17 protein-coding genes and 1 tRNA gene are annotated in these 18,629 nt (G+C 61.1%); 5 read left to right on the forward strand and 13 right to left on the reverse strand.

Translation table 11 applies throughout. The features are described from left to right. From VIH17_06215 to VIH17_06225, 3 genes are all read right to left on the reverse strand, one after another. The coding region (locus VIH17_06215; GenBank protein HEY4682830.1) for a Fic/DOC family N-terminal domain-containing protein at window positions 1-477 on the reverse strand (477 nt) is incomplete at its 3' end. 461 nt (window positions 478-938) lie between these two features. Then, complete coding sequence (locus tag VIH17_06220; GenBank protein ID HEY4682831.1) at window positions 939-1,343, reverse strand: hypothetical protein; 405 nt, start codon at window positions 1,341-1,343, stop codon at window positions 939-941. A gap of 177 nt (window positions 1,344-1,520) precedes the next feature. Continuing rightward, window positions 1,521-2,972, reverse strand: a complete 1,452-nt coding sequence (locus VIH17_06225) for an aldehyde dehydrogenase family protein (protein HEY4682832.1) — start codon at window positions 2,970-2,972, stop codon at window positions 1,521-1,523. Between the two features lie 335 nt (window positions 2,973-3,307). Here VIH17_06225 and VIH17_06230 point away from each other — a divergent pair, with 335 nt between their 5' ends. Then, window positions 3,308-4,744 carry a CUAEP/CCAEP-tail radical SAM protein gene (locus tag VIH17_06230; GenBank protein HEY4682833.1) on the forward strand — a complete coding sequence of 479 codons (1,437 nt, stop codon included), beginning with the start codon at window positions 3,308-3,310 and terminating at the stop codon, window positions 4,742-4,744. 58 nt (window positions 4,745-4,802) lie between these two features. Beyond that, window positions 4,803-6,107 (forward strand): ATP-grasp domain-containing protein, encoded by a 1,305-nt coding sequence (locus tag VIH17_06235; protein HEY4682834.1) that lies wholly within the window; start codon window positions 4,803-4,805, stop codon window positions 6,105-6,107. A gap of 14 nt (window positions 6,108-6,121) precedes the next feature. Here VIH17_06235 and VIH17_06240 read toward each other — a convergent pair whose 3' ends face one another. Next, window positions 6,122-6,565 (reverse strand): oxidative damage protection protein, encoded by a 444-nt coding sequence (locus tag VIH17_06240; protein ID HEY4682835.1) that lies wholly within the window; start codon window positions 6,563-6,565, stop codon window positions 6,122-6,124. 98 nt (window positions 6,566-6,663) lie between these two features. On the opposite strand from VIH17_06240, the gene VIH17_06245 reads away from it, so the two are divergent. Further along, complete coding sequence (locus VIH17_06245; protein HEY4682836.1) at window positions 6,664-6,849, forward strand: hypothetical protein; 186 nt, start codon at window positions 6,664-6,666, stop codon at window positions 6,847-6,849. Window positions 6,850-6,950: 101 nt separating this feature from the next. On the opposite strand, the gene VIH17_06250 is transcribed toward VIH17_06245, so the two are convergent. Beyond that, the gene (locus VIH17_06250) at window positions 6,951-7,136 is read right to left on the reverse strand and encodes a hypothetical protein (GenBank protein ID HEY4682837.1); all 186 of its coding nucleotides are present in this window, start codon (window positions 7,134-7,136) and stop codon (window positions 6,951-6,953) included. 145 nt (window positions 7,137-7,281) lie between these two features. On the opposite strand from VIH17_06250, the gene VIH17_06255 reads away from it, so the two are divergent. Then, a tRNA-Ile gene (locus tag VIH17_06255) sits at window positions 7,282-7,354 on the forward strand. Window positions 7,355-7,467: 113 nt separating this feature from the next. On the opposite strand, the gene VIH17_06260 is transcribed toward VIH17_06255, so the two are convergent. From VIH17_06260 to VIH17_06295, 8 genes are all read right to left on the reverse strand, one after another. Beyond that, window positions 7,468-7,935 (reverse strand): DUF4440 domain-containing protein, encoded by a 468-nt coding sequence (locus VIH17_06260; protein HEY4682838.1) that lies wholly within the window; start codon window positions 7,933-7,935, stop codon window positions 7,468-7,470. 311 nt (window positions 7,936-8,246) lie between these two features. Then, a complete protein-coding gene (locus VIH17_06265) occupies window positions 8,247-9,365 on the reverse strand; it encodes a redoxin family protein (protein HEY4682839.1) in 1,119 nt (372 codons plus the stop codon). 21 nt (window positions 9,366-9,386) lie between these two features. Next, window positions 9,387-11,282, reverse strand: coding sequence for a VCBS repeat-containing protein (locus VIH17_06270; GenBank protein ID HEY4682840.1), 1,896 nt, complete (start codon window positions 11,280-11,282; stop codon window positions 9,387-9,389). Window positions 11,283-11,654: 372 nt separating this feature from the next. Continuing rightward, a complete protein-coding gene (locus VIH17_06275) occupies window positions 11,655-11,786 on the reverse strand; it encodes a dodecin domain-containing protein (GenBank protein HEY4682841.1) in 132 nt (43 codons plus the stop codon). A gap of 92 nt (window positions 11,787-11,878) precedes the next feature. Further along, on the reverse strand, window positions 11,879-14,611 hold the full coding sequence (locus tag VIH17_06280; GenBank protein ID HEY4682842.1) for a hypothetical protein: 2,733 nt from the start codon (window positions 14,609-14,611) through the stop codon (window positions 11,879-11,881). A gap of 362 nt (window positions 14,612-14,973) precedes the next feature. Further along, on the reverse strand, window positions 14,974-15,399 hold the full coding sequence (locus tag VIH17_06285; protein ID HEY4682843.1) for a nuclear transport factor 2 family protein: 426 nt from the start codon (window positions 15,397-15,399) through the stop codon (window positions 14,974-14,976). Between the two features lie 92 nt (window positions 15,400-15,491). Then, window positions 15,492-15,884 (reverse strand): VOC family protein, encoded by a 393-nt coding sequence (locus VIH17_06290; protein HEY4682844.1) that lies wholly within the window; start codon window positions 15,882-15,884, stop codon window positions 15,492-15,494. A gap of 636 nt (window positions 15,885-16,520) precedes the next feature. Beyond that, entirely contained in the window at window positions 16,521-17,387 is an 867-nt protein-coding gene (locus tag VIH17_06295) for a hypothetical protein (protein HEY4682845.1), read from the reverse strand. A gap of 381 nt (window positions 17,388-17,768) precedes the next feature. On the opposite strand from VIH17_06295, the gene VIH17_06300 reads away from it, so the two are divergent. After that, window positions 17,769-18,629 (forward strand): aminopeptidase P family N-terminal domain-containing protein (locus VIH17_06300; GenBank protein ID HEY4682846.1); only part of this gene is annotated, 861 nt, incomplete at its 3' end.

The raw sequence follows: 18,629 nt of genomic DNA on the forward strand, positions 1-18,629 counted from the left end.
GCCGATATAGTTCTGAATTTGCCTAAATTCTCCTGGCCTGCGCTCTGCGCCGCGCACGCCTTCCAAAAGTCGCGCATGGATTTCTCGGATTAGACGAAGGCAGACTGGCAATTCTTTGATTCGTGCGAGACCGTATTCCAATGCCTTAACATAGTTAGCTACTTCTCTTACGTCAGGAGTTTTTGGTTCCTTCGACGGGCTTGCCTCGAATAGCAATAATTCTTCCTCAGTGGCGAGGGTACCCTCGATTCGGCTCGACAAGACGGCCTCGCGGCGCAGGAAGGGGCCGATCAGCATGTGGGGATTAGGCAACATTTGGCCCAAGCCAGCCAACTGACCGAGCGCCAAGTTAGCCTCGGAAAGAAGCTGAACCGTCGTGGTGTCAAATTCCAATTCGGGGGCCAAGGGATTGGGCATAAAGCCAAAATAGCACTGGGCATTTGACCAGTCTCCCGGGAGCGATTGTCGTGAAGTCACTGGGGTTCATAGGGTTGACCCTGTTTCTGATACTTTAGTACAGCAAGGTCATAATTATGACGGTTCTTTGCCTAAAAGTATAATAAACCGTCCTTTGCGACGCAAAGGGAAAGCACCTTTCATTATTATACCTGAAGCACAAAAAGTAAAATACACCGTCAGGAAACGCTATCTTAATAAAATACTGCGACTTACGCCACTAATTCTAGACATCCTGAATCTCGGTTATTTGAGGCTTCAGCCCGAAGGGTTACTTGCCAGGTTGCTCTTCGAACTCCGGCTTCCCTATTCCGCCTTGGCGTAGTGGATGGCATTGAAAAACAGCTTGAAGGTGCCGTGAGGTTGCGCGCGGAACTGGGCGGGGAAGCCGATGGCAATGACTTTGCCCCGGCCGTAGCTCATGTCGGCCACAGCAATGTCGTCGGTGATGTTGTCCTCGCTGGCGAATTGCCGGTGGGGAACTACTTCTTCTCTTCTTCCTCGCCGACCAGAGTCACCGCCAAGACGTGGACCGACTTCTTTTGAGCATTGACGCGACCAGTGACCTGCACGTGCTGGCCTTCATGGCCCTTCAGAGTATCGGGATTCTCGACCGTCCATATCTTCTTGTCCGTGTCCCTCACGAATACCATCTTTTGCGGCTTCCACTCCGGGTGGCCAATGTCCTGGCCGCCCCCGATGCACTTCCTGACGCAATCCGCGCCGCCGGGCTTGGTGTGCAGGGTGCCACAATAGGCGTCGCTGACCCAGCCGGCGACGGTGACGGCCCGGTTCTTGGCCGCGGCCCCTGCGACCTTATGCTTGGCACCGGCCAATAAGCTCAGCGCCAGACAGACGGCCAGTATCAGCCCAATCCGCTTCCTCATCGTTGTTATCTCCCGGTGGCGCGGGGGCGGGAGGGTCGGAACGGCTAAATAAAAACTTGTTATCCTAATTAAACCGCCCGGGGCGTCTCAACTGAAATTGTCAGGCCCGGGAGTATCGGGCTTCAGCCCGATATGCATATCGAGCGAAAGGGCAACGCTCCTCCCAAGCGGCGGTCTTCACCCGGGCAGATGGAGCACGAGAATCTTGCGCTCGGTCATTTCCTCGATGGCGTAGCGAATGCCTTCGCGGCCCGTACCTGAGTCCTTCATTCCTCCGTAAGGCATGTGGTCCACCCGGAAGGTGGGCACGTCGCCCACCACGACGCCGCCCACTTCGAGTTTTTCATAGGCTGAAAAGATGGCCTCGATGTTGCGGGTGAAGACACCTGCCTGGAGGCCGAAGCGCGAATCATTCACCGCTTCGATCGCCTGCCCGAAATCGTCATAGGGCTCGACGGTGACGACGGGCGCGAACAACTCCAGGCAATTCACTTTCATCTCGCGCCGGGTGCCGGTCAGCACCGTCGGCTGAAGCAGCGCGCCGTGCCGCTCTCCGCCGAAAAGGATTTTCGCGCCGGCGGCGACAGCTTCTTTCACCCAGCTCTCGGCGCGCTGGGCATCGGCCGGGGCGATCATCGGGCCAACGTCGGTTTTTTCGTCGAGCGGATTGCCCACCTCAAGAGCCCGCACCCGGGCCAGGAATTTCTCCAGGAACGGTTCCCAGGCCGGCCGATGCACCCGGATGCGCTGCACCGCGATGCAGCTCTGGCCGGCGTAAGAAAATCCGCCAGCAGCGCAACGCTCAGCGGCATAATCGAGGTCGGCGTCGCTGTGGACGATCACGCCGGCATTGCCGCCCAGCTCGAGCGTGACCCGTTTCTTGCCCGCCTTTTGCTTCAATTCCCAGCCAATGTCGGAACTGCCGGTGAACGTCAGCATCTTGAGCCGGTCGTCGCTGACGAGCGATGCCGCTTGCTCGGCCGAGCACGGCAGAACATTGTAGGCGCCGGCAGGCAGACCGGCCGCCTGGCAAATCTCCGCCAGGATGAGGGAGCAGATGGGCGTCTTGGTGGCCGGCTTCTGCACGACGGAGTTACCCGCCGCCAGCGCCGGCGCCACTTTGTGACCGACCAGGTTCAAGGGAAAGTTGAAGGGCGTGATGGCCAGGATGGGACCGATGGGGAAGCGCCGCACGATGCCCCAGCGACCCGCGGCCGCCGCCACCAGGTCGAGCGGCATGAATTCGCCCAGGAGGCGCTGGCTTTCTTCAGCGGCTGTGCGGAAGGTGAAGACGGCGCGGTCGGCCTCGACGCGGCCGGCTTTTACGGGCTTGCCCGCTTCAAGCGCCAGCATCCGGACTAACTCCTCGCGGCGCGCTTCAAGCCCGGCTACGATGGCGCGGAGGATCTCCCCCCGCCGGTGAGTGGGCAGCTTCGACATCCGTTCAAATCCGGCCTGCGCCTGCCGGACCGCCTCCTCGATGTCCGCCGCGCGCGGCCGGCGGACGATGCCGACAACGGAATCATCATAGGGCGAACGCACCTCAAACGGCTCGCCGGAAGCGCGAAACTCTCCTCCCACCAGATATCCCCATTCGCGCACCGCTGTGGCCGTTTCCGCCTTGTTCATGATGGCACCTCTCTCGAAGCTTCGGGACCGATCCGGTTCAGCGAGCTATTCTACTATGGCTCTTCAACACCGCGGGACAATCGGGATTCCCCCACCCAGCATAAAACGCTGGATGGGGCAGCCGCCAGACTACAATCTGTTTCATAACCGCCCCGCGTCAACCCCGTCATTCTGATGCGGCTTTGCGGGAGAAGAATCTCGGCGTCAAGATGCTTCACTTCGTTCAGCATGACACATCCATGAGGCCCGCGCCGTTTCCGGCCGTGCGAATAGCTTGGCGCAAGGAAACGTTATAATGGTGGATTGACTCCCCGGAGAGTTTCGGAATTTTGCCGATGAACGTCGTCCTGATCTCAACGTATGAGCTGGGCCGTCAGCCTTTTGGGGTGGCTTCGCCGGCGGCGTGGCTGCGGCAGGCCGGAGCGTCGGTCACCTCGATGGATCTTTCTCGCGCAGGCTTTGGGCCGGAGGCGATCGGCTCGGCTGACCTGGTGGCTTTCTACGTCCCGATGCACACCGCCACGCGGTTGGCCACGCGTCTTGTCGGGAAGGTGCGCGCGCTCAACCCTCGCGCCCACCTTTGCTTCTACGGGCTCTACGCTCCGGTCAACGAGCGTTTCTTAAGAAGGCTTGGCGCAGAGACCATCTTGGGCGGCGAGTTTGAGGAAGGGCTGGTGAAGCTGGTGGAACGCTTGCGCGCCCGAATCGAGCTCGCGGGCCGGCCACGACGGGACTCGGCGGGAGCCGTCGCCCAACCAGAGCCGGTGATTTCTCTCGCGAGGCAGAAGTTTCAGGTGCCGGACCGCGAGGGTCTGCCGGAACTCTCCCGGTACGCGCGCTTGATTTGCGGCGATGGCACGTTGCGCACCGTCGGTTACACCGAGGCCAGCCGCGGGTGCAAGCATCTCTGCCGTCATTGCCCGATCGTCCCCGTTTACCGCGGCCAGTTCCGGATCGTCCAGCCGGAGGTGGTGCTGGAGGACATTCGGCGGCAAGTGGCCCGCGGCGCGCAACACATCACCTTCGGCGACCCGGACTTTTTCAACGGGGTGGGCCACTCGGTGAAGCTGGTGGAGGCCCTGCACCGCGAGCATCCCGACCTGACCTACGACGTCACCATCAAAATCGAACACTTGCTCGGGCATTCCCGGCACCTGGCCACGCTCAGAGACACCGGCTGCCTGTTTGTGACCAGCGCGGTCGAATCCATTGACGACCGCGTCCTCAATATTCTCGACAAGGGACATAGCCGGGCCGACTTTATCGAGGTCACTCGAAGGTTCCGCGAGGTTGGATTGAACCTCTCGCCCACGTTCGTGACGTTCACTCCCTGGACCACCTTGGAGGGCTATCGGCAGCTTCTTTCTATGATTGCCGAGCTGGACCTGGTGAACCACGTCGCACCGATCCAGCTTGCCATCCGTTTGCTGATCCCCGCCGGCTCACGGCTCCTGGAACTCGCCGAGGTGAGAGAGCTGGTAGGCGAGTTCGATGAGGCGTCTCTCGTTTATCCCTGGGTGCACGAGGATCGTCGGGTGGAGAAGCTTTGCCGGGACGCGCGTGAGCTGGTGCGGAAGTCCGAGGCAAAAAAAGAATCCAGGGAGACCATTTTTTCGAAGGTATGGGCCCTGGCCGATGCGGCTGGGAAGGGCACGGCGGAATTTATCCCGACGAAGTCGGGAGCCATGCCGCAGCCTGGCTCGACTGCGAGAGGCTTCTTCCTCCCTTCGCGCGCCACCATCCCATACCTGAATGAACCCTGGTACTGTTGAGCCGAGCCAACCGAGGAGCAGGTTGCTCTTCTCTAGCGCGTTCAAGCGGATTTGGCGAATGGTCATAGAGACTCCCATCGATTCGGTCGGCCGTGCGAGGCGGCTTCTTTTTCTTACGACCAAGACCGGATATCAGGCGCTGGCCTTTTTGGAAGCTGCCCGGAAGATGAAGGTCGCCATGGTGCTGGGGACGGACCGTTGCCACGTGCTCAAAGATCCGTGGCAGGATGGGGCACTCCCGCTCCGCTTTGAAGATCCGGAAGCGTCGGCGCAGACGATCCTGGAATATGCGCGGGACAACCCGATTGACGGGATTATTTCGGCAGGCGACCGGCCGGCAGCCACTGCCGCCTTTGCCGCCCGCGCCCTTCAAATTCCTTATCACCCTCCGGCAGCCGCGGCGGCATCGCACGATAAGTTCAAAACGCGACAACTTTTCGAGGCGGCGGGGCTGCCCGTGCCGCCTTTCGCTCGCTACTCGATGGACGAAGATCCCCGCCGCGCCCTCGACCGCGTGCCCTTTCCCTGTGTCCTGAAGCCGCTCGCGCTATCCGGCAGCCGGGGCGTGATCCGCGCTGACAATCCGGAACGGTTCGTCGCCGCGTTCGAAAGGATCCGAGCGCTTCTGCGGAAGCCGGAGATTCGGGTGCTTCGGGAAGAGGCCAACGATTGGATCCTGGTGGAAGGATTCATCGAGGGCGGGGAAGTTGCCGTGGAAGGAATCCTGGAGCGAGGCAGGCTGCGCATCCTTGCCATCTTTGACAAACCCGACCCGCTGGACGGACCGTTCTTTGAAGAAACGATTTACACCACTCCCTCCCGGCGGGGCGCGCCGGCGCAAGCCGAAATCGAGGAATCTACCCGGCGAGCAGCCCGGGCGCTTGGACTTTTTCATGGGCCGATCCACGCTGAAATCCGGTTCAACGCAGGCGGGGCATGGCCGCTCGAGGTGGCGGCGCGGCCCATTGGCGGGCATTGTTCGCGGGCGCTCCGGTTCGATGCCGGAGTCTCTCTCGAAGAAGTCGTGATCCGGCATGCCTTGCAAATGGATCTCGACAGCGTTGAACTCCAGGCCGGGGCTTCCGGTGTGATGATGATTCCGATCCCGAAGGGCGGAATTTTCAAGCGGGCTGAGGGAACCGAGGCGGCGCTCGAAACGCCCGGGGTGGAGGAGGTTCAAATCACCGCCAAGCCGGACTTTCGGCTCGATCCTTTGCCGGAGGGCTCCACTTATCTGGGGTTTATCTTCGCTCGCGGGTTAACCCCGGAGGCGGTCGAGCAGGCATTGCGCGCCGCCCATTCCCAACTCCGCTTCGTGATCGCGCCCGACATCGCAAGAGCGGCAAGCGAGAGGCGAGACTGACTAGGATTCCGAAATCAGGTCTTGGCCTGTTGCGGCACATAGCCCGGGGGCAGGGCGGCGCCGGCGCCAAAGAAATAGTCTTCCATCTGCTTCAGGATGATTTCCTGGGCCTCGGGCGTCCCGAGGTTGAGCTGGTATTCATTGACGACCATCTTCATATGCTCTTTCCACAGGTTCCAGGCTTCCTGCGAGACGTTTTCATAAATGCGCTGTCCGAGCTCACCCTTCAAAGGCGGCGCGGCAAGCCCCGGCATCTCTTTCTGAAACTTGACGCATTTCACCATCCGTTGTGTCACGGCGAGACCCCCTTCTTCCAAGCTAGAAACCTTATCCGCCGGCCGCGCCGCCCGGCGCCGCCGATAGCGCTGGTGGCGCGCATGCCCGCCGCGGCGGGCCGCCCCGATGGTTTTGCCAAAGCGTCTATCGTAGCAGAAACTTGCGCCGTGCACGCGAATCATGCAAGCTGGTGGTGCGGGGTTTCGATTCTCGCTCGAGGGGGATGGGCATGCCGCACGTGGTTGTTTATTCGTCTCCTGGCTGAGAGGCTTGCCGGACCGTGAAAGAGTTTCTTTCACAGAACAAGATATTCTTTGAAGAAAAAAACTTGAACGAAGAAAAGTGGCTTGAGGAGCTGGGGGAGACGTACGGCGTCTATTCCGCGCCAACCGTCATCGTAGATGGAACGTTGATCGAAGGGGCAAACATCGCCGCCATCGCTCGGGCCGCGGGAGTGCCCTATTAGTGCCGTTCCAAGTTGACAAAGGTAAGAGGGAAGGTAGATCAGAGCTTCCCGCCGGCATCGCCACACGGTGAGACTCAAAGCGGCAAATAGTGGGAACGGGATTAGCCGGTCAGCCTGGTGAAGGTGCAGGTGGTCGAGCGAACATCTTGCACCTGGCCGCACTCCTCATTCTCGCACCTTCTGTCCTCAAACTTGTTGGGCCAGCCGTCCTCCTCGGAGCCGATGTAGCGAAAGCTCTGCCTCTGTCCGCAGCTCATGCACGCCCACTCCACCAGATAGACATCCATGGTCTTCTCCTGGGTTCGGACTGCGCGAAAGGCCTTCGCAGGGTTTGAAAGCGAACTAAGAATCCAAACCCACCCTCTCTAAATTAGCGGGGCGCATTGCCTGTGTCCAGCAATGGCTTTGGGTGTAAGATTCCAAAAGGAGTCCGGGCCCGTAGCTCAGCGGTCAGAGCAGCGGACTCATAATCCGTCGGTCCCTGGTTCGAATCCAGGCGGGCCCACGACCTCTTCTTGCGCTCTTTGCTTCTGCCGGATGAGATTCATCGTCCCGAATCCCAACGCATCGGGATCGGGACTCATCTATGAGGCACCGGGGCAAATAGTTGGAACGGGACTACGGCCGGGGAGCGGCCGGTGGCGGCTGGTCTGTGTTCCAGATGTCGGCCACCACTTTCCAGTCGGCGCTTGCCTGTTTCCGCCAGACCGCCACGTATTTGCCGCGCTCGGTTACCGGTTTGCCCTCGGGATCGTTCATCGTCTCCTCGTAGGTGCCGAGCAGGTAGCCCAAATCTCCCGCGCGGGACACCTCCACCTTGCTCGCCTGCCAGCTCAAGGAATACGCCGGGAGCGCAACCGTCTGAGACCAGAGTTTGCGAATGGCCTCTTTTCCCGTAACGATGGCAGCGTTCGGAGGAAACATCGCGGCATCGGCGGCGTAAAAGGAGACCAGGCGGTCAACGTCTTTTGCCCCGGCAGCTTTCGCGAACTCGATATCCGCCTGGCGGAGGGCAGCCCGTTCTCCCGAAGCTTCGGGATCCACATTGACCCGCCCGGCGCACCCGCTTGCTGCCAATACGAGCACACTTGCCAAAACGAAAAAAATTGCTTCATGACGTCCTCCTTTTAACAAGCTGACAGGAATATCGGGATTCATCCCGTTCAAGGTGAACCCAACATGTCCCGTCCCGATGCTTCGGGATTTGGAATCGGGCTAAAAGCGCGACAATCCCTACGGAGGTTATCCTGGCGGCTACCTCGCGTCGAGCGGCCCGACCCGAGGGTTGCGGACGCCTTTCGTCCGAAAACCTACAACCATTCCGTTGGCCAAAACCAGAATGCAGATCCCCTGCGTTTTGGCAAGAGTGGTCGCGAAGCCTTGGGTAGCAAGCGGCCTTAGTTTTTGCTCTTGGACATTGACTGTCTGGAGTGGATGGTTTCGATACCGGCCAACTCGGAAAACCTGCTCCGAGTCTGACCGGACCAGCCGGGGATGATCTCAAGAACTGTTCCGTCCTCGGCAAGCAAAATCGAGATCGGCACCGACATCTCGTCGGTGGCGTACAACTGTTCCACCGCTGCCACTCCACCGAGGAAGATGGGGTACTGCACGCCGGTCTTGGCGACGAAGCCCCGGATGTTGGCGTCAGGCTCGGTGTCCAAGTTCAACCCGAGCAGATCAATGCCACGAGCGGAGAGGCGGGTGCGCAAGTTTTCCAGCTCCGGCATTTCCCGGGCGCACGGTGCGCACCACGTCGCCCAAATGTTGACGAGCGTTCGGCGGCCGGGGCGGAGTTGCTCGTACAAAGAGGTTGTACCGCCCTCGAGGGTCTTCAGGGCCAGATCCGGCATGGTTTTGCCGACGGCAATCTTCAACCCGCGGGCAAAACTCTCAGCAGGCGTCAGCGGATCGGGAAGGTGTGCGCGCCCGAGCGCGAGTGGCTCTGCCCGCCCGGCGCCTCTGCGCAGCAGCAGGGAGGAGCCGGCGCGGGCGTTGGCCTCGAACGGCTCGACTTTTCCATCCGGCCAGGTCACTTCCATCCATTCCGCCCGGTCGTCTTGACCCAGCCCGAACAGCAGGCGCGGGTCGTGCTGGGAGAGAAAACCGTCGCCCCCGCTTTTGATCTTGGTGAGGATTCCGGCGGAGGTCTTCACGCGGACAACGGCGCCGTAGGCGTCGCGGCCGATGTCCGGTCCGCCTTCCAGCGTGACCCGGAGGTAGTGGCTGGCCTGGCCGACGTTGTTGCGAAACAGCAGGTGAGCGTGGCCCTGCAGTGTTGTCAGAAAGACATCGAGGTCGCCGTCGTTATCGAAGTCAGCAAGAATGGCGCCGCGACCATCGCTGATGGAGTCCAAGCCGGAAACACCGGAGATATCCAAGAACTTTTTGTTGCACAGGTTCAAGTAAAGAGCGTCTCGCTCGTACCCGCTGAAGGAGAACCCCTGCTCGAGCAGTTGGCTTTGATCGCTGCGGAGGGCGCCATGTGGCTGGCTGGGATCGTTGGACTGCGTCACGACCTGACGCCAGAACTGGCTTCAAGTGTCCTTCATGGATTTCCCGGAGATGAAGCCGTTCGGGCTGTAGAGATCTTCCCAACCGTCGTTATCGAAATCAAAGAAGCCGCCGCCCCAAGCCCAACCGGCCGAGAAACTGCCTGCCTCGGCGGTGGCGTCGCGGAAATAGCCGCCGCCCACGTTCTCGTAGAGGCTGTTGCCTGCCGCCAGCTTCATGAGGACGTTTTGTTGCGGGGCTTGGCCGGGGAAGAGTCTGGAGAGAATGCGGTTGCCCGCGGTGGAGGACATATTGGTGACGTGCAGGTCGAGCCGGCCGTCGTTATTGTAGTCCCCGAACGACACTCCCATACCGTAGCCCGTGTCGAGCACGCCGCGCTCGCGCGCCTCGTCCACAAAGCGATCACCTCGGTTGATGAACAGGGCTTTCTCGCCGAAGTCGTTGGCGACGTAGAGATCCAAGCGGCCGTCCGCGTTCAGGTCAGCGAAGGCTGCCGCATAGCTCCACCGGCGATCGTCCACGCCCCACTTGGCCGCCTCTTCGCGGAAGCGGCCATTGCCCTGATTGAGAAAGAGCAGGTTCGGCGTACCGTTGGTGGCGCGATACCAGGAATCGGGCACGACGCGGCCGTAGTGGTTATAGCAAGCGACGTAGATGTCCGGGAGGCCGTCCCCGTTCACGTCGGCCACGGTGGCACTGAACCCCAGCGCCACCACCGCAACCCCGGCACGCACGGAATGGTCCTGGAAGACGAGCTTGCCCTCCGGAACCAGCCGGTTCTCGAGCAAGATTTGCGCGCCCACGTTGGAGATAAAGATGTCCTCGTCGCCGTCGTTGTCGTAATCGAGAGCGACAGGAGCGACTCCGCTATCCACGAGCATAAGCCCGGCGTCCTCGGTGGCGTCACGGAAGTGCCCCTGCCTGTTATTGAGGTAAAGGAAGTTGCGCTCGGGACCGGTGGCAAACAGGTCGAGCCAACCGTCGTTATTCAAATCGGCCGCCGCAGCTCCGTGCCATACGAATCCCATGTTCGCCGGCGTTCCATAGGCGGCTCGCGTAACGGCGACTCCAGCAGGCACCGAGACCTCGGAGAAAAGGTCGGTGACGGCCACCATGGATTCCAGACTGGTCACGACAAACGAGTCGAACTGCCACTGCCCGTTCTCCGCGCGCCGCACCCGCGTCTCCGCCGTTCCGCGCGCCCACTCGCGTTGACCATCCGTATTGCGGCCGATGGTGTAAAACGCGATGCGCGACTGTCCGCGGGAGCCCGCCGTTGCCGTCGGGACTTTTGCGCCCGGAACGGTGCTGGCTGAATCCTCAAACTGCGCCGCCTTGACTTTAAACCGCGCGTCTTCAATCTCGGTGAAGTGGCCCAGAAAATGGAACCAACCTTGCAGAAATTCCTCGCGGCTCAGCCGGCGCGGCGCCAAGATGGCACTCACGCCTGCTATCGGTGAGCCGGCTAGGGCATCCTTAGCACTCGCTCCGCCCGGAGGTGCGTTCGAAGTCCACTGATGTCGGCCAATCCACTTCACCTCCTGGCGAACGGGCAGCGGATATGAGGGAAAAGGCGTGGCGTATAACTCCTCAGGGAAAAACGTCACCGTGCGGTCGATCTCGCGGTCGCGCGTGACAATGGAAAGCTCGAGCAGGTCGTTGGCGAGCGACTCGGACAATTCTTCGATGATTTCCAGACGGTTGCGATCCACCCGGTGGCGGGATGCGGCCGGCGACGTGCTTTGTTCGACAGCACCCTGTTCGGACCCAGCCACGGGCTGCGGGAATGTCTCTGCCAGGCCCTTCGCGGCAAGAGCGTGAGCGCGATTCTTCTGCGTGTAAGCGGTTGGCTCCAAAGGAAGCTCGGGAGACAGGCAAATCGCCAGGGCGAATGCTGCGGCGACGAGTTCACGCGTCATGGGGTTCCTTTGGACCGAGAGGCTTGCGCTCCTGTTGCTCGAGGCGGCGTGTGCCCGTACTCGCACGGGTCAGCTCTGCCGCCAGTCCGGACTTTGTGCTCGGGCGTTCGAAGCTTTCTTTGCCCTGTCTCGACCGTTCCGAGATCCTCGAAGTCAGCCGATCGAAAATTGTGCGGTTTATGCTCTGCCGTGTCAAGACTGCTGGGGGATCATCGCACACGTAATGGCCCTTGGCCAGTCATGCCAACCCACGCAGGCTGGATGCGCCAAATCCGGGGCGCGACGCGTACTTCGCCGCGGATGCCGGTCGGGCGAGCCCGCATCCAGGCGAAGATGTTTCGCCCGAAATGCTTCACCATGAACGGAACCGCATCAACGCTCGACGTCAAAGTAAATGCCGGTGGTGGCGCGGTACTCGGTGATTTTCTTGCCATCCAGCACCATCTCCCGTAGGGCGACCCGCGCCCATTTCATCCCGCGCACGGTCTTGGCGGCCGCGGCCACCGTGCCGAAGCCTCGGGATCGAGTTTCGCTTTTCGAATTTCGAGTTTCGTTTAGTGCGGCAATCCGACGCGCCGCAGCGAAGCGGTGGCCTTTCAGCGGGTCTCGATTCCCGGCGCGATTTCCACTTGCAGCTTCTGCGTCTCGGTCGTCTTTCCGCAGGTCAGGGTGACGGTGTACTCGCCGGGTTTCAAAAACTTTTGTCCCTCGCCGCCGTACTCGGTCAGCAGATCCTTTGTCGGCTTCAGGTCCCAGTGGATGCGGTTGATGCCGGGCGTAGCCGTGATTTTGAATTTGGCCACGGGCTGTCCGGCGGAGTTGGTGATTTTGATCTTCACCGGATCGCCGGTGTACGCCTTCAGATAAAAGCTGATCAGCGCTCCCTCGGGCGGATTCTCGCCGCGGAAGATGGCTTTCCCGTTCCAATCGGCGAAGCCCGGCAGGAGATGGATGCCGTAAGCCGGCCGGGGCGGAAAGAGGTGCGCCTCTTTTTCCTGAACCTCAAGCGTCATCTCCTGGAGCGGCCGCAGGTCGTCCACGATGAACAGGCTGCGCCCGTGGGTGGCGATCACCAGATCAAGCTCGCGCGGGTGGATCACCATGTCGTCCACGGCTACTGTCGGAAGGTCTCCGAATTTTGCCCAGTGTCCGCCTCGATCGAAGCTCACGAACAGGTTGAATTCGGTTCCGGCGTAAAGAAGGTTGGGATTCTTCGGGTCCTCCCGGACCACTTTCACCGGACCGTCCGCAGGAAGATTCGATGCGATGCTCTGCCAGGTCTTCCCGCTGTCGGCGGTGCGGTAAAGGAGCGGCGCGTAGTTCCCCGTGCGGTGAGCATCCACGGCCAGGTAGGCGACTTTGGGATCGTGCCCGCTCGCCTCCATCCGGCTGACCCACTGCCCCTTGGCGTGCGCCGGCAGGTTTGCTGTAAGATCCGTCCAGCTTGCCCCGCCGTCGGCGGGGCTTGCTCCCTCGTTCTGGGTGATCCAGACCTTGCCGTCGTCGGTCCCCGCCCACAGCAGCCCCGCCTTCAGGGGCGATTCCGCGAGCGTATAGACGACGCCGTAGTTCTCAGCGCCGCTGCCCACGGCGATCATCTTCGGCAGCTCCTGGGTCGAGAGGTCGGGGCTGATGATCTGCCAGTGCTCGCCCCGCGTCGAAAGTCGGAAGACGCGGTTGCCCGCGAGATAAAGAACTCCTTTGGCGTGGCGGCTGCCGATAAGGGGCGAGTTCCAGTGGAAGCGAAAGGCTGGATGACCCTCGTGAGGCTCGGGTCGGAGGTTCTTGCTCTCGCCGTTCCTCAGGTTCATGCGGTGGACGTAACCCTGCTGGGATTCGGTGTACACGATTTCAGGATCCTCCGCATCGAAAACGCAGTAGAAGCCGTCGCCGCCGCCGATATTGATCCAGTCGCTGTTGATGATCCCCTCTTTCGAGCGCGTTCGGCTGGGGCCCACCCAGTTCAGGTTGTCCTGCAGGCCGCCGCAAATGCGGTAGGGGTTGCTCATGTCCACGTTGATGCGATAGAACTCGCCGGCAGCCATGCGATGGAAGTGCTCCCACGCCTTGCCCCCGTCGTAGCTCTGGTAGGCCCCGCCATCGGTGCCGAGGATGAGCCGCTTCGGGTTGCGCGGTTCGATGACAAGCGCGTGACAGTCCGGGTGAACCTTTTCGAAGAGGTCCTCGCGGAACGACCGGCCGCCGTCCTCGGAGACGTGGAGGGCAAAGCCCAGCACGTACACCCGCTGGTCGTTCTCCGGGTCCACGCGGACCTGGCTGAAATAGAAGGGACGCGGGTTGAGCGCGTTCACGCGCGACCAGCTTTCCCCGCCATCCTCGGAGCGGAAAACTCCGCCGCGCTTGCTGCGGATGTCGTCAATGCTGCTGGTGCCGCCCTCATCGCTCTGCACAATGGCGTACACGATCTTGGGGTTCTTCGGATAGATGGCCAGACCGATGCGGCCGGTAGAACCGGGAAGGCCATTCTCCAGTTTTCGCCAGGTGGCGCCGCCATCCGCGCTCTTGAATATTCCGCCCAGATCCTTCCCGTCGGTGTACGCGGGACCCGAAAGGAATGACCACGGCGTCCGTTGCCGCGCGTACAGAGCGGCGTAGAGGATGTTGGGATCGGAGGGGTCCAAAGCCACATCGCCACAGCCCACTTTGTTCGAGTACGGAGCCGGGGCAGTGAGGACGGCCTTCCAGGTCTTGCCGCCGTCCGTGGTCTTATAGAGGCCTCGCTCCGGGCTCGGGCCCCATAGCTCGCCAACCACGGCGACCCAGGCGGTATTGGGGTCGTTGGGGTGGACCACGATCCGGGCAATGATCTTGCTGTCGTTCAGGCCCACGTGAGTCCACGTTTCGCCGCTGTCCGTCGAGCGATAGACACCGTTGCCCCAACTCGAGCTGTTGCGGTCATTCGCCTCGCCCGTGCCCACCCAGACAACCCGCTGGTCGGACGGGGCTACGGCCACTGCCCCGATGGCAGCTACGGTTTCTTTCTCGAAGATTGCCTCGAACGTGACGCCGTTGTCTCCAGTCTTCATCAACCCGCCGGTTCCCAGGGCCACGTAGAAGGTGGCCGGGTCTTTGGGATCCAGCGCAATCTCGGAAACACGACCGGCCATGATGGCGGGCCCAATGCTGCGGGCCTTCAGGTTCTTGAGCATCACGGCGTCGAGAACTGGCCCTGCTGGAAACGGTGCCGGGGCGGGCGCTGGAGCAGGCGCTCGAGCCTGCTCCTTCTGTTTGGGTCTCTTGGTCTGGGCCGGCATGACCGCCGCAAAAACCAGGAGAAGAGCAAAAAGCCTCAAAGTAATCCTGAGCATCGGAACCTCGCTGCGGAATCGTGTGGGGCGCGGACCAGTCATTCAGTCATTGACAAGATGTAAGGATCAACCGCAATAGTTTCCTTGCCCGGTTCTAGAAAGCCGCCATCTTAGGCCGCACTGAGGGGTAAGTCAAACTTGTGGTGAGCAATGTCGAACCACGCGCCGCTCGACAGGCACACTAAGCTTTGGAGTGCGGGAGCAAGCTCCCGCCTTTGCAAGGCGGTGGCGAGCCACCGCACTCCACAGCGTTCCGAATTTCGATTTTCGTCTAGCGTGGCAGGCTGATGCTGATTTGAGGGATGCCGTCGCCTAGGGGGCGATCTGCCCTCGCAGCAGAAACTGCCAGCAAAACGAATCTATTATGCTGGTGCAAGTGCAGGACGCGGGTCGTAGTGGTTCTCCTGCTCCACGATCTGGCCTCTTTCTACCCGAAAGCAATCCACGACGCGGAGTGCGCGAGGCGGGTCACTGACCAGTCCGACGTTGGCTCGACTGCAAACCCAGTCTCCTTCAACGCAATGCCGGATCACTTCGATCTTACCCAGGTTGGGGAGCAGTGGGTTCAAGAAAGCCAGAATGTTGACTCTGCCTACGATGGGGATCTCCGCTCCTCCGTTGGGATTGAGCGGAGCTCGAAGCGTAGCGTTTTGAGCGTAGGGCACGGCTGAAAGGTCCTTCTTCGCTAGGCCGTCGAAGTAGGATTGGGCAATTTTTCGCAACTGTGCCTCCCGCTTGGCCGCGGTGCCCTCTCTGCTGACCGATTTCTTGACGGAGCGCTTTTTCACAGCTCACCTCCGGCTAGCTCATCAAACGGGATTGAATGGAATTTGCGGCCCCTCGGAAAGCTAGCCCAAATCCATATGTGGCTTGCCTGTCGTCATGCCATGTAGAACTCCCAGGCGATGCGGTCCGGGTCTTTGAAGGCGACATAACGCTTACCAAGGGTTTCGTCGAGCTTCACGCCCGTGTTCTCGACTCCCGCCGACGAGAGCGCCTTGGCGACCCTCTCCAGCTCGGCCGCATCCGCGCAGGCGAGCGAGATGTGATCCAGTCCAACGCGGAATGGGTTGAAGACGTCTCCCGGCGGCGTGCCGGCTTCCGGCCCGCGCACCGCGACCGCGGTCGAGCCCGCGCCAAAGATAAACAGGTTCGGCTTCTCCAGTAGAACGGGGAAGCCGAGTGTTTCGGCATAGAAGCGCTTGGAGCGTTCCAGATTGGTGGAGCGCAATGCCACGTGGTGGACACCGGGAGTTTTTATGTTGATTTTCACGAGGAGCTCCTTTCTGCGCACCTAACGCTCGGCCGGTTGCCCGTGCAAGGCGGGAACCAGGGCTCGGCAGACTGGGTCGCTGTCATCGGCTCAGATCATCAAGCAAGCGATGATGCGAAATCGTATGGATGATTACAGGGAACGAATCACTCTCGCAGGACATCTTAGGCCGCGCCGATGGCCAAGTCAACGCGAAGAAGGAACGAAGGAAGTACAGGAGGTTGAGGAGGCAAAGGGGATTCAGGAAGCAGAGGAGGTAGAGGAAGCAAAGGAGGTAGAGGTAGAGGAGAGGAAAAGATGGCCGGCCGGAGGCCGGCGCTACGGCGTTATTGGTTTTCGTTTAGTGCGGGAGCCCGACGCGGCCATGACGAGGGCGAAAGCAGAACTAAAGGGTAACCAGAAGCGGTCCGCAGGCAAGGCCCTCGAAAGAAAAAGGAGGGACGAGCCCGCTCGTCCCTCCTTGCTCCCCGATGGGCCTCAGGAACCTTCGGTGCAGCCCCCAGCCGCGCACCGCTTGGTACAGAGGGTTCACCCTGCCTGCCCTGAACGAAGTGAAGGGAAGGCTTCACTCTAAAGGGAACGAACCCCCCTGAGCCTACCGAGGAATCTTGCTCCCGGGCTCCCGAGGCTTCGGGACTACGACCCGGAGGTGTTGGCCGCGCTCGAAACGGCTGTCTTGGGCGAGCTGACATAGCCGGTGATGCGGTTCTTGCCCACTTCATTCACCACCAGCTCAAAGGGCGTCCGGGTGCCCTTCACGAAGAAGTAGATCGGCTCGTTGGCGGCGCGATTTTTCTTCTCGTAGCGGACATCATCGGCCCACAGCGCGATGCTGAACTGGTGCTTTTTGGTGTTGGTGCCGCGCAGTTCGAGAACCACGGTTCCGACGCGGGTGCGACCGCCCTTGCCGGAAAGGTCGAATTCGAAGTAGTCGCGGTGGCCGAGCCGGCGGAGTTGCTCGATCTCCTCATGGTTGCGGGCGATGAGCGTGCCCAGTTCGCCGCGGGACATCTGCCACTGCCCCTTGGCGTCGTCGAGGTCCTTGCGGACGCCGGTGACGTTGCCCGAGAGTTCCTCCACTTTCTCAAGGTCAGCCTTGCGGGTCAGTTCGGCGTTGACGCTCTCGGCCAATTGCTTGAGCGAGTCTTCCTGTTCGGCGCGGACTTTCTTGGTCTGCGCGCGGGCATTGGCAATCTCGCCTTGCGAGAGCTTCAGGCGTTTGGTGACCGCGCTCAACTCGCCCTGCATCTGGGCATAACTCTCGTCGGACTGTGCCAGCCGCCGGTTCATAAGCTCGACGGTCTGGTTCAAAGCCTTTACCTGGGTGGTGAGCGCCTGGTTGCGTTCGCCGGCCTGATAGCCAAAAACAATCGCCACGACCGCGATCAGCCCCAAAGCCCCGATGGCCAGCCAGAGCCGGCCGGTTCCAGGGCCGCTCGGTTGGCTTGCCCCGCCACCGTATGGTGCCGGGCTTGTGCCTGTTGATTCGTCTAACGTAAACATCTTGGTTCCGTCCTCTGCTTTCTCCCAAACTTTGTTCGCTTGTTTGGGCGTTATCAGATAGAGCACTCGCCATGCCAAAGCGAATCGGCCGGAACGCTCGCGTTTTTCAAGCAAAATTAGCGTGTTTCGAGGCATGACCTTTTTCGGCTGTCGGGAGCTTCAAGAAGTTTTTACGCGAAGTCCGTGTGTCTTTCATGGTTATAGAACGAGGCAAAAGGTTGCCTGGGATGGGCGTGGACGGCGACCGGGGACCAGCGACCATTGGCGGGCGACCAGTGGCCGGTGACTCAAAAAATTCAGTAGCCCTCATTTGCTTTGCCTGTGGGGCCGGGTACAATGCCCGCGCTTGGATAGTCCAGTCCCTGGCTTGAGGAGGAAACGATGAATCTTAGCCGTCGCCGATGGATGGCGACTGTGGGGGTTACTGCTGCCGGCCTGGGCGTTGGCCCCGCCCTGGCGGGATTGTCCGGCCGGGTTCGGCCGGAAACGGCACGGGGAACCACAGGGCAACCGCTTCCCGAACTGTCGGGACCTTTCCGCCTGCCGGTGAGCTGGTACCAGAAAACCGTCCAGCGCTTTCAGGCGATCCTGCAGCAAAAAGGGTTGGACGGAGCCATCGTTTCTCATGTCCTGAACCGCAACTACCTCACCGGCGTTTTCCTGACGGAGACGGAGCGACCGAACTACCTCTTTGTGCCGGCGAGGGGCGAGCCGGCCGCCTTCGTTCCCGGCCTCGACCGGGACATGATGGCGAGCTGGTGGGTGAAGGATTTTGAGTGGTACTTCGACTTTCCGCACGCCGGTGAATACAACAAGGTTCAGTGGACGGCGGGCAAGAAGGAGGAGCTCTTCGAGTGGGCGCTGCGGGGAATCGCCCGGCGAGGTTTTGGAAAGGGCAAACTGGGGATTGACCTGGAGCCGGCGCCTTCGCTCGCCAAACGCTTCAAAAAAACCTTGCCGAAAGCCCGTTTGAGTGACATCAGCAAGGACCTCCTCCACATGCGGCAGGTGAAGACCCCGGAGGAGATTGCGCTGACCCAGCAGGCGATTGACCTGCATGACCGCATGCTGGCGTTCGCCCGCGATTACATCCTCGAGCGCGGCAGCGACGCCACCGATTTTGATGTCCGCCACGCCACCGAGGAGTTCGGCACGCACGAACTGATGAAAGTCCTGAAGCTCGACGGCAAGCCCCACACCGGCGTCGGCATCCGGCTCGGGTTCGGGTGTCGGGCGGGCGTC

This window comes from Candidatus Acidiferrales bacterium, assembly GCA_036514995.1.
Taxonomy (GTDB): Bacteria; Acidobacteriota; Terriglobia; order Acidiferrales; family DATBWB01; genus DATBWB01.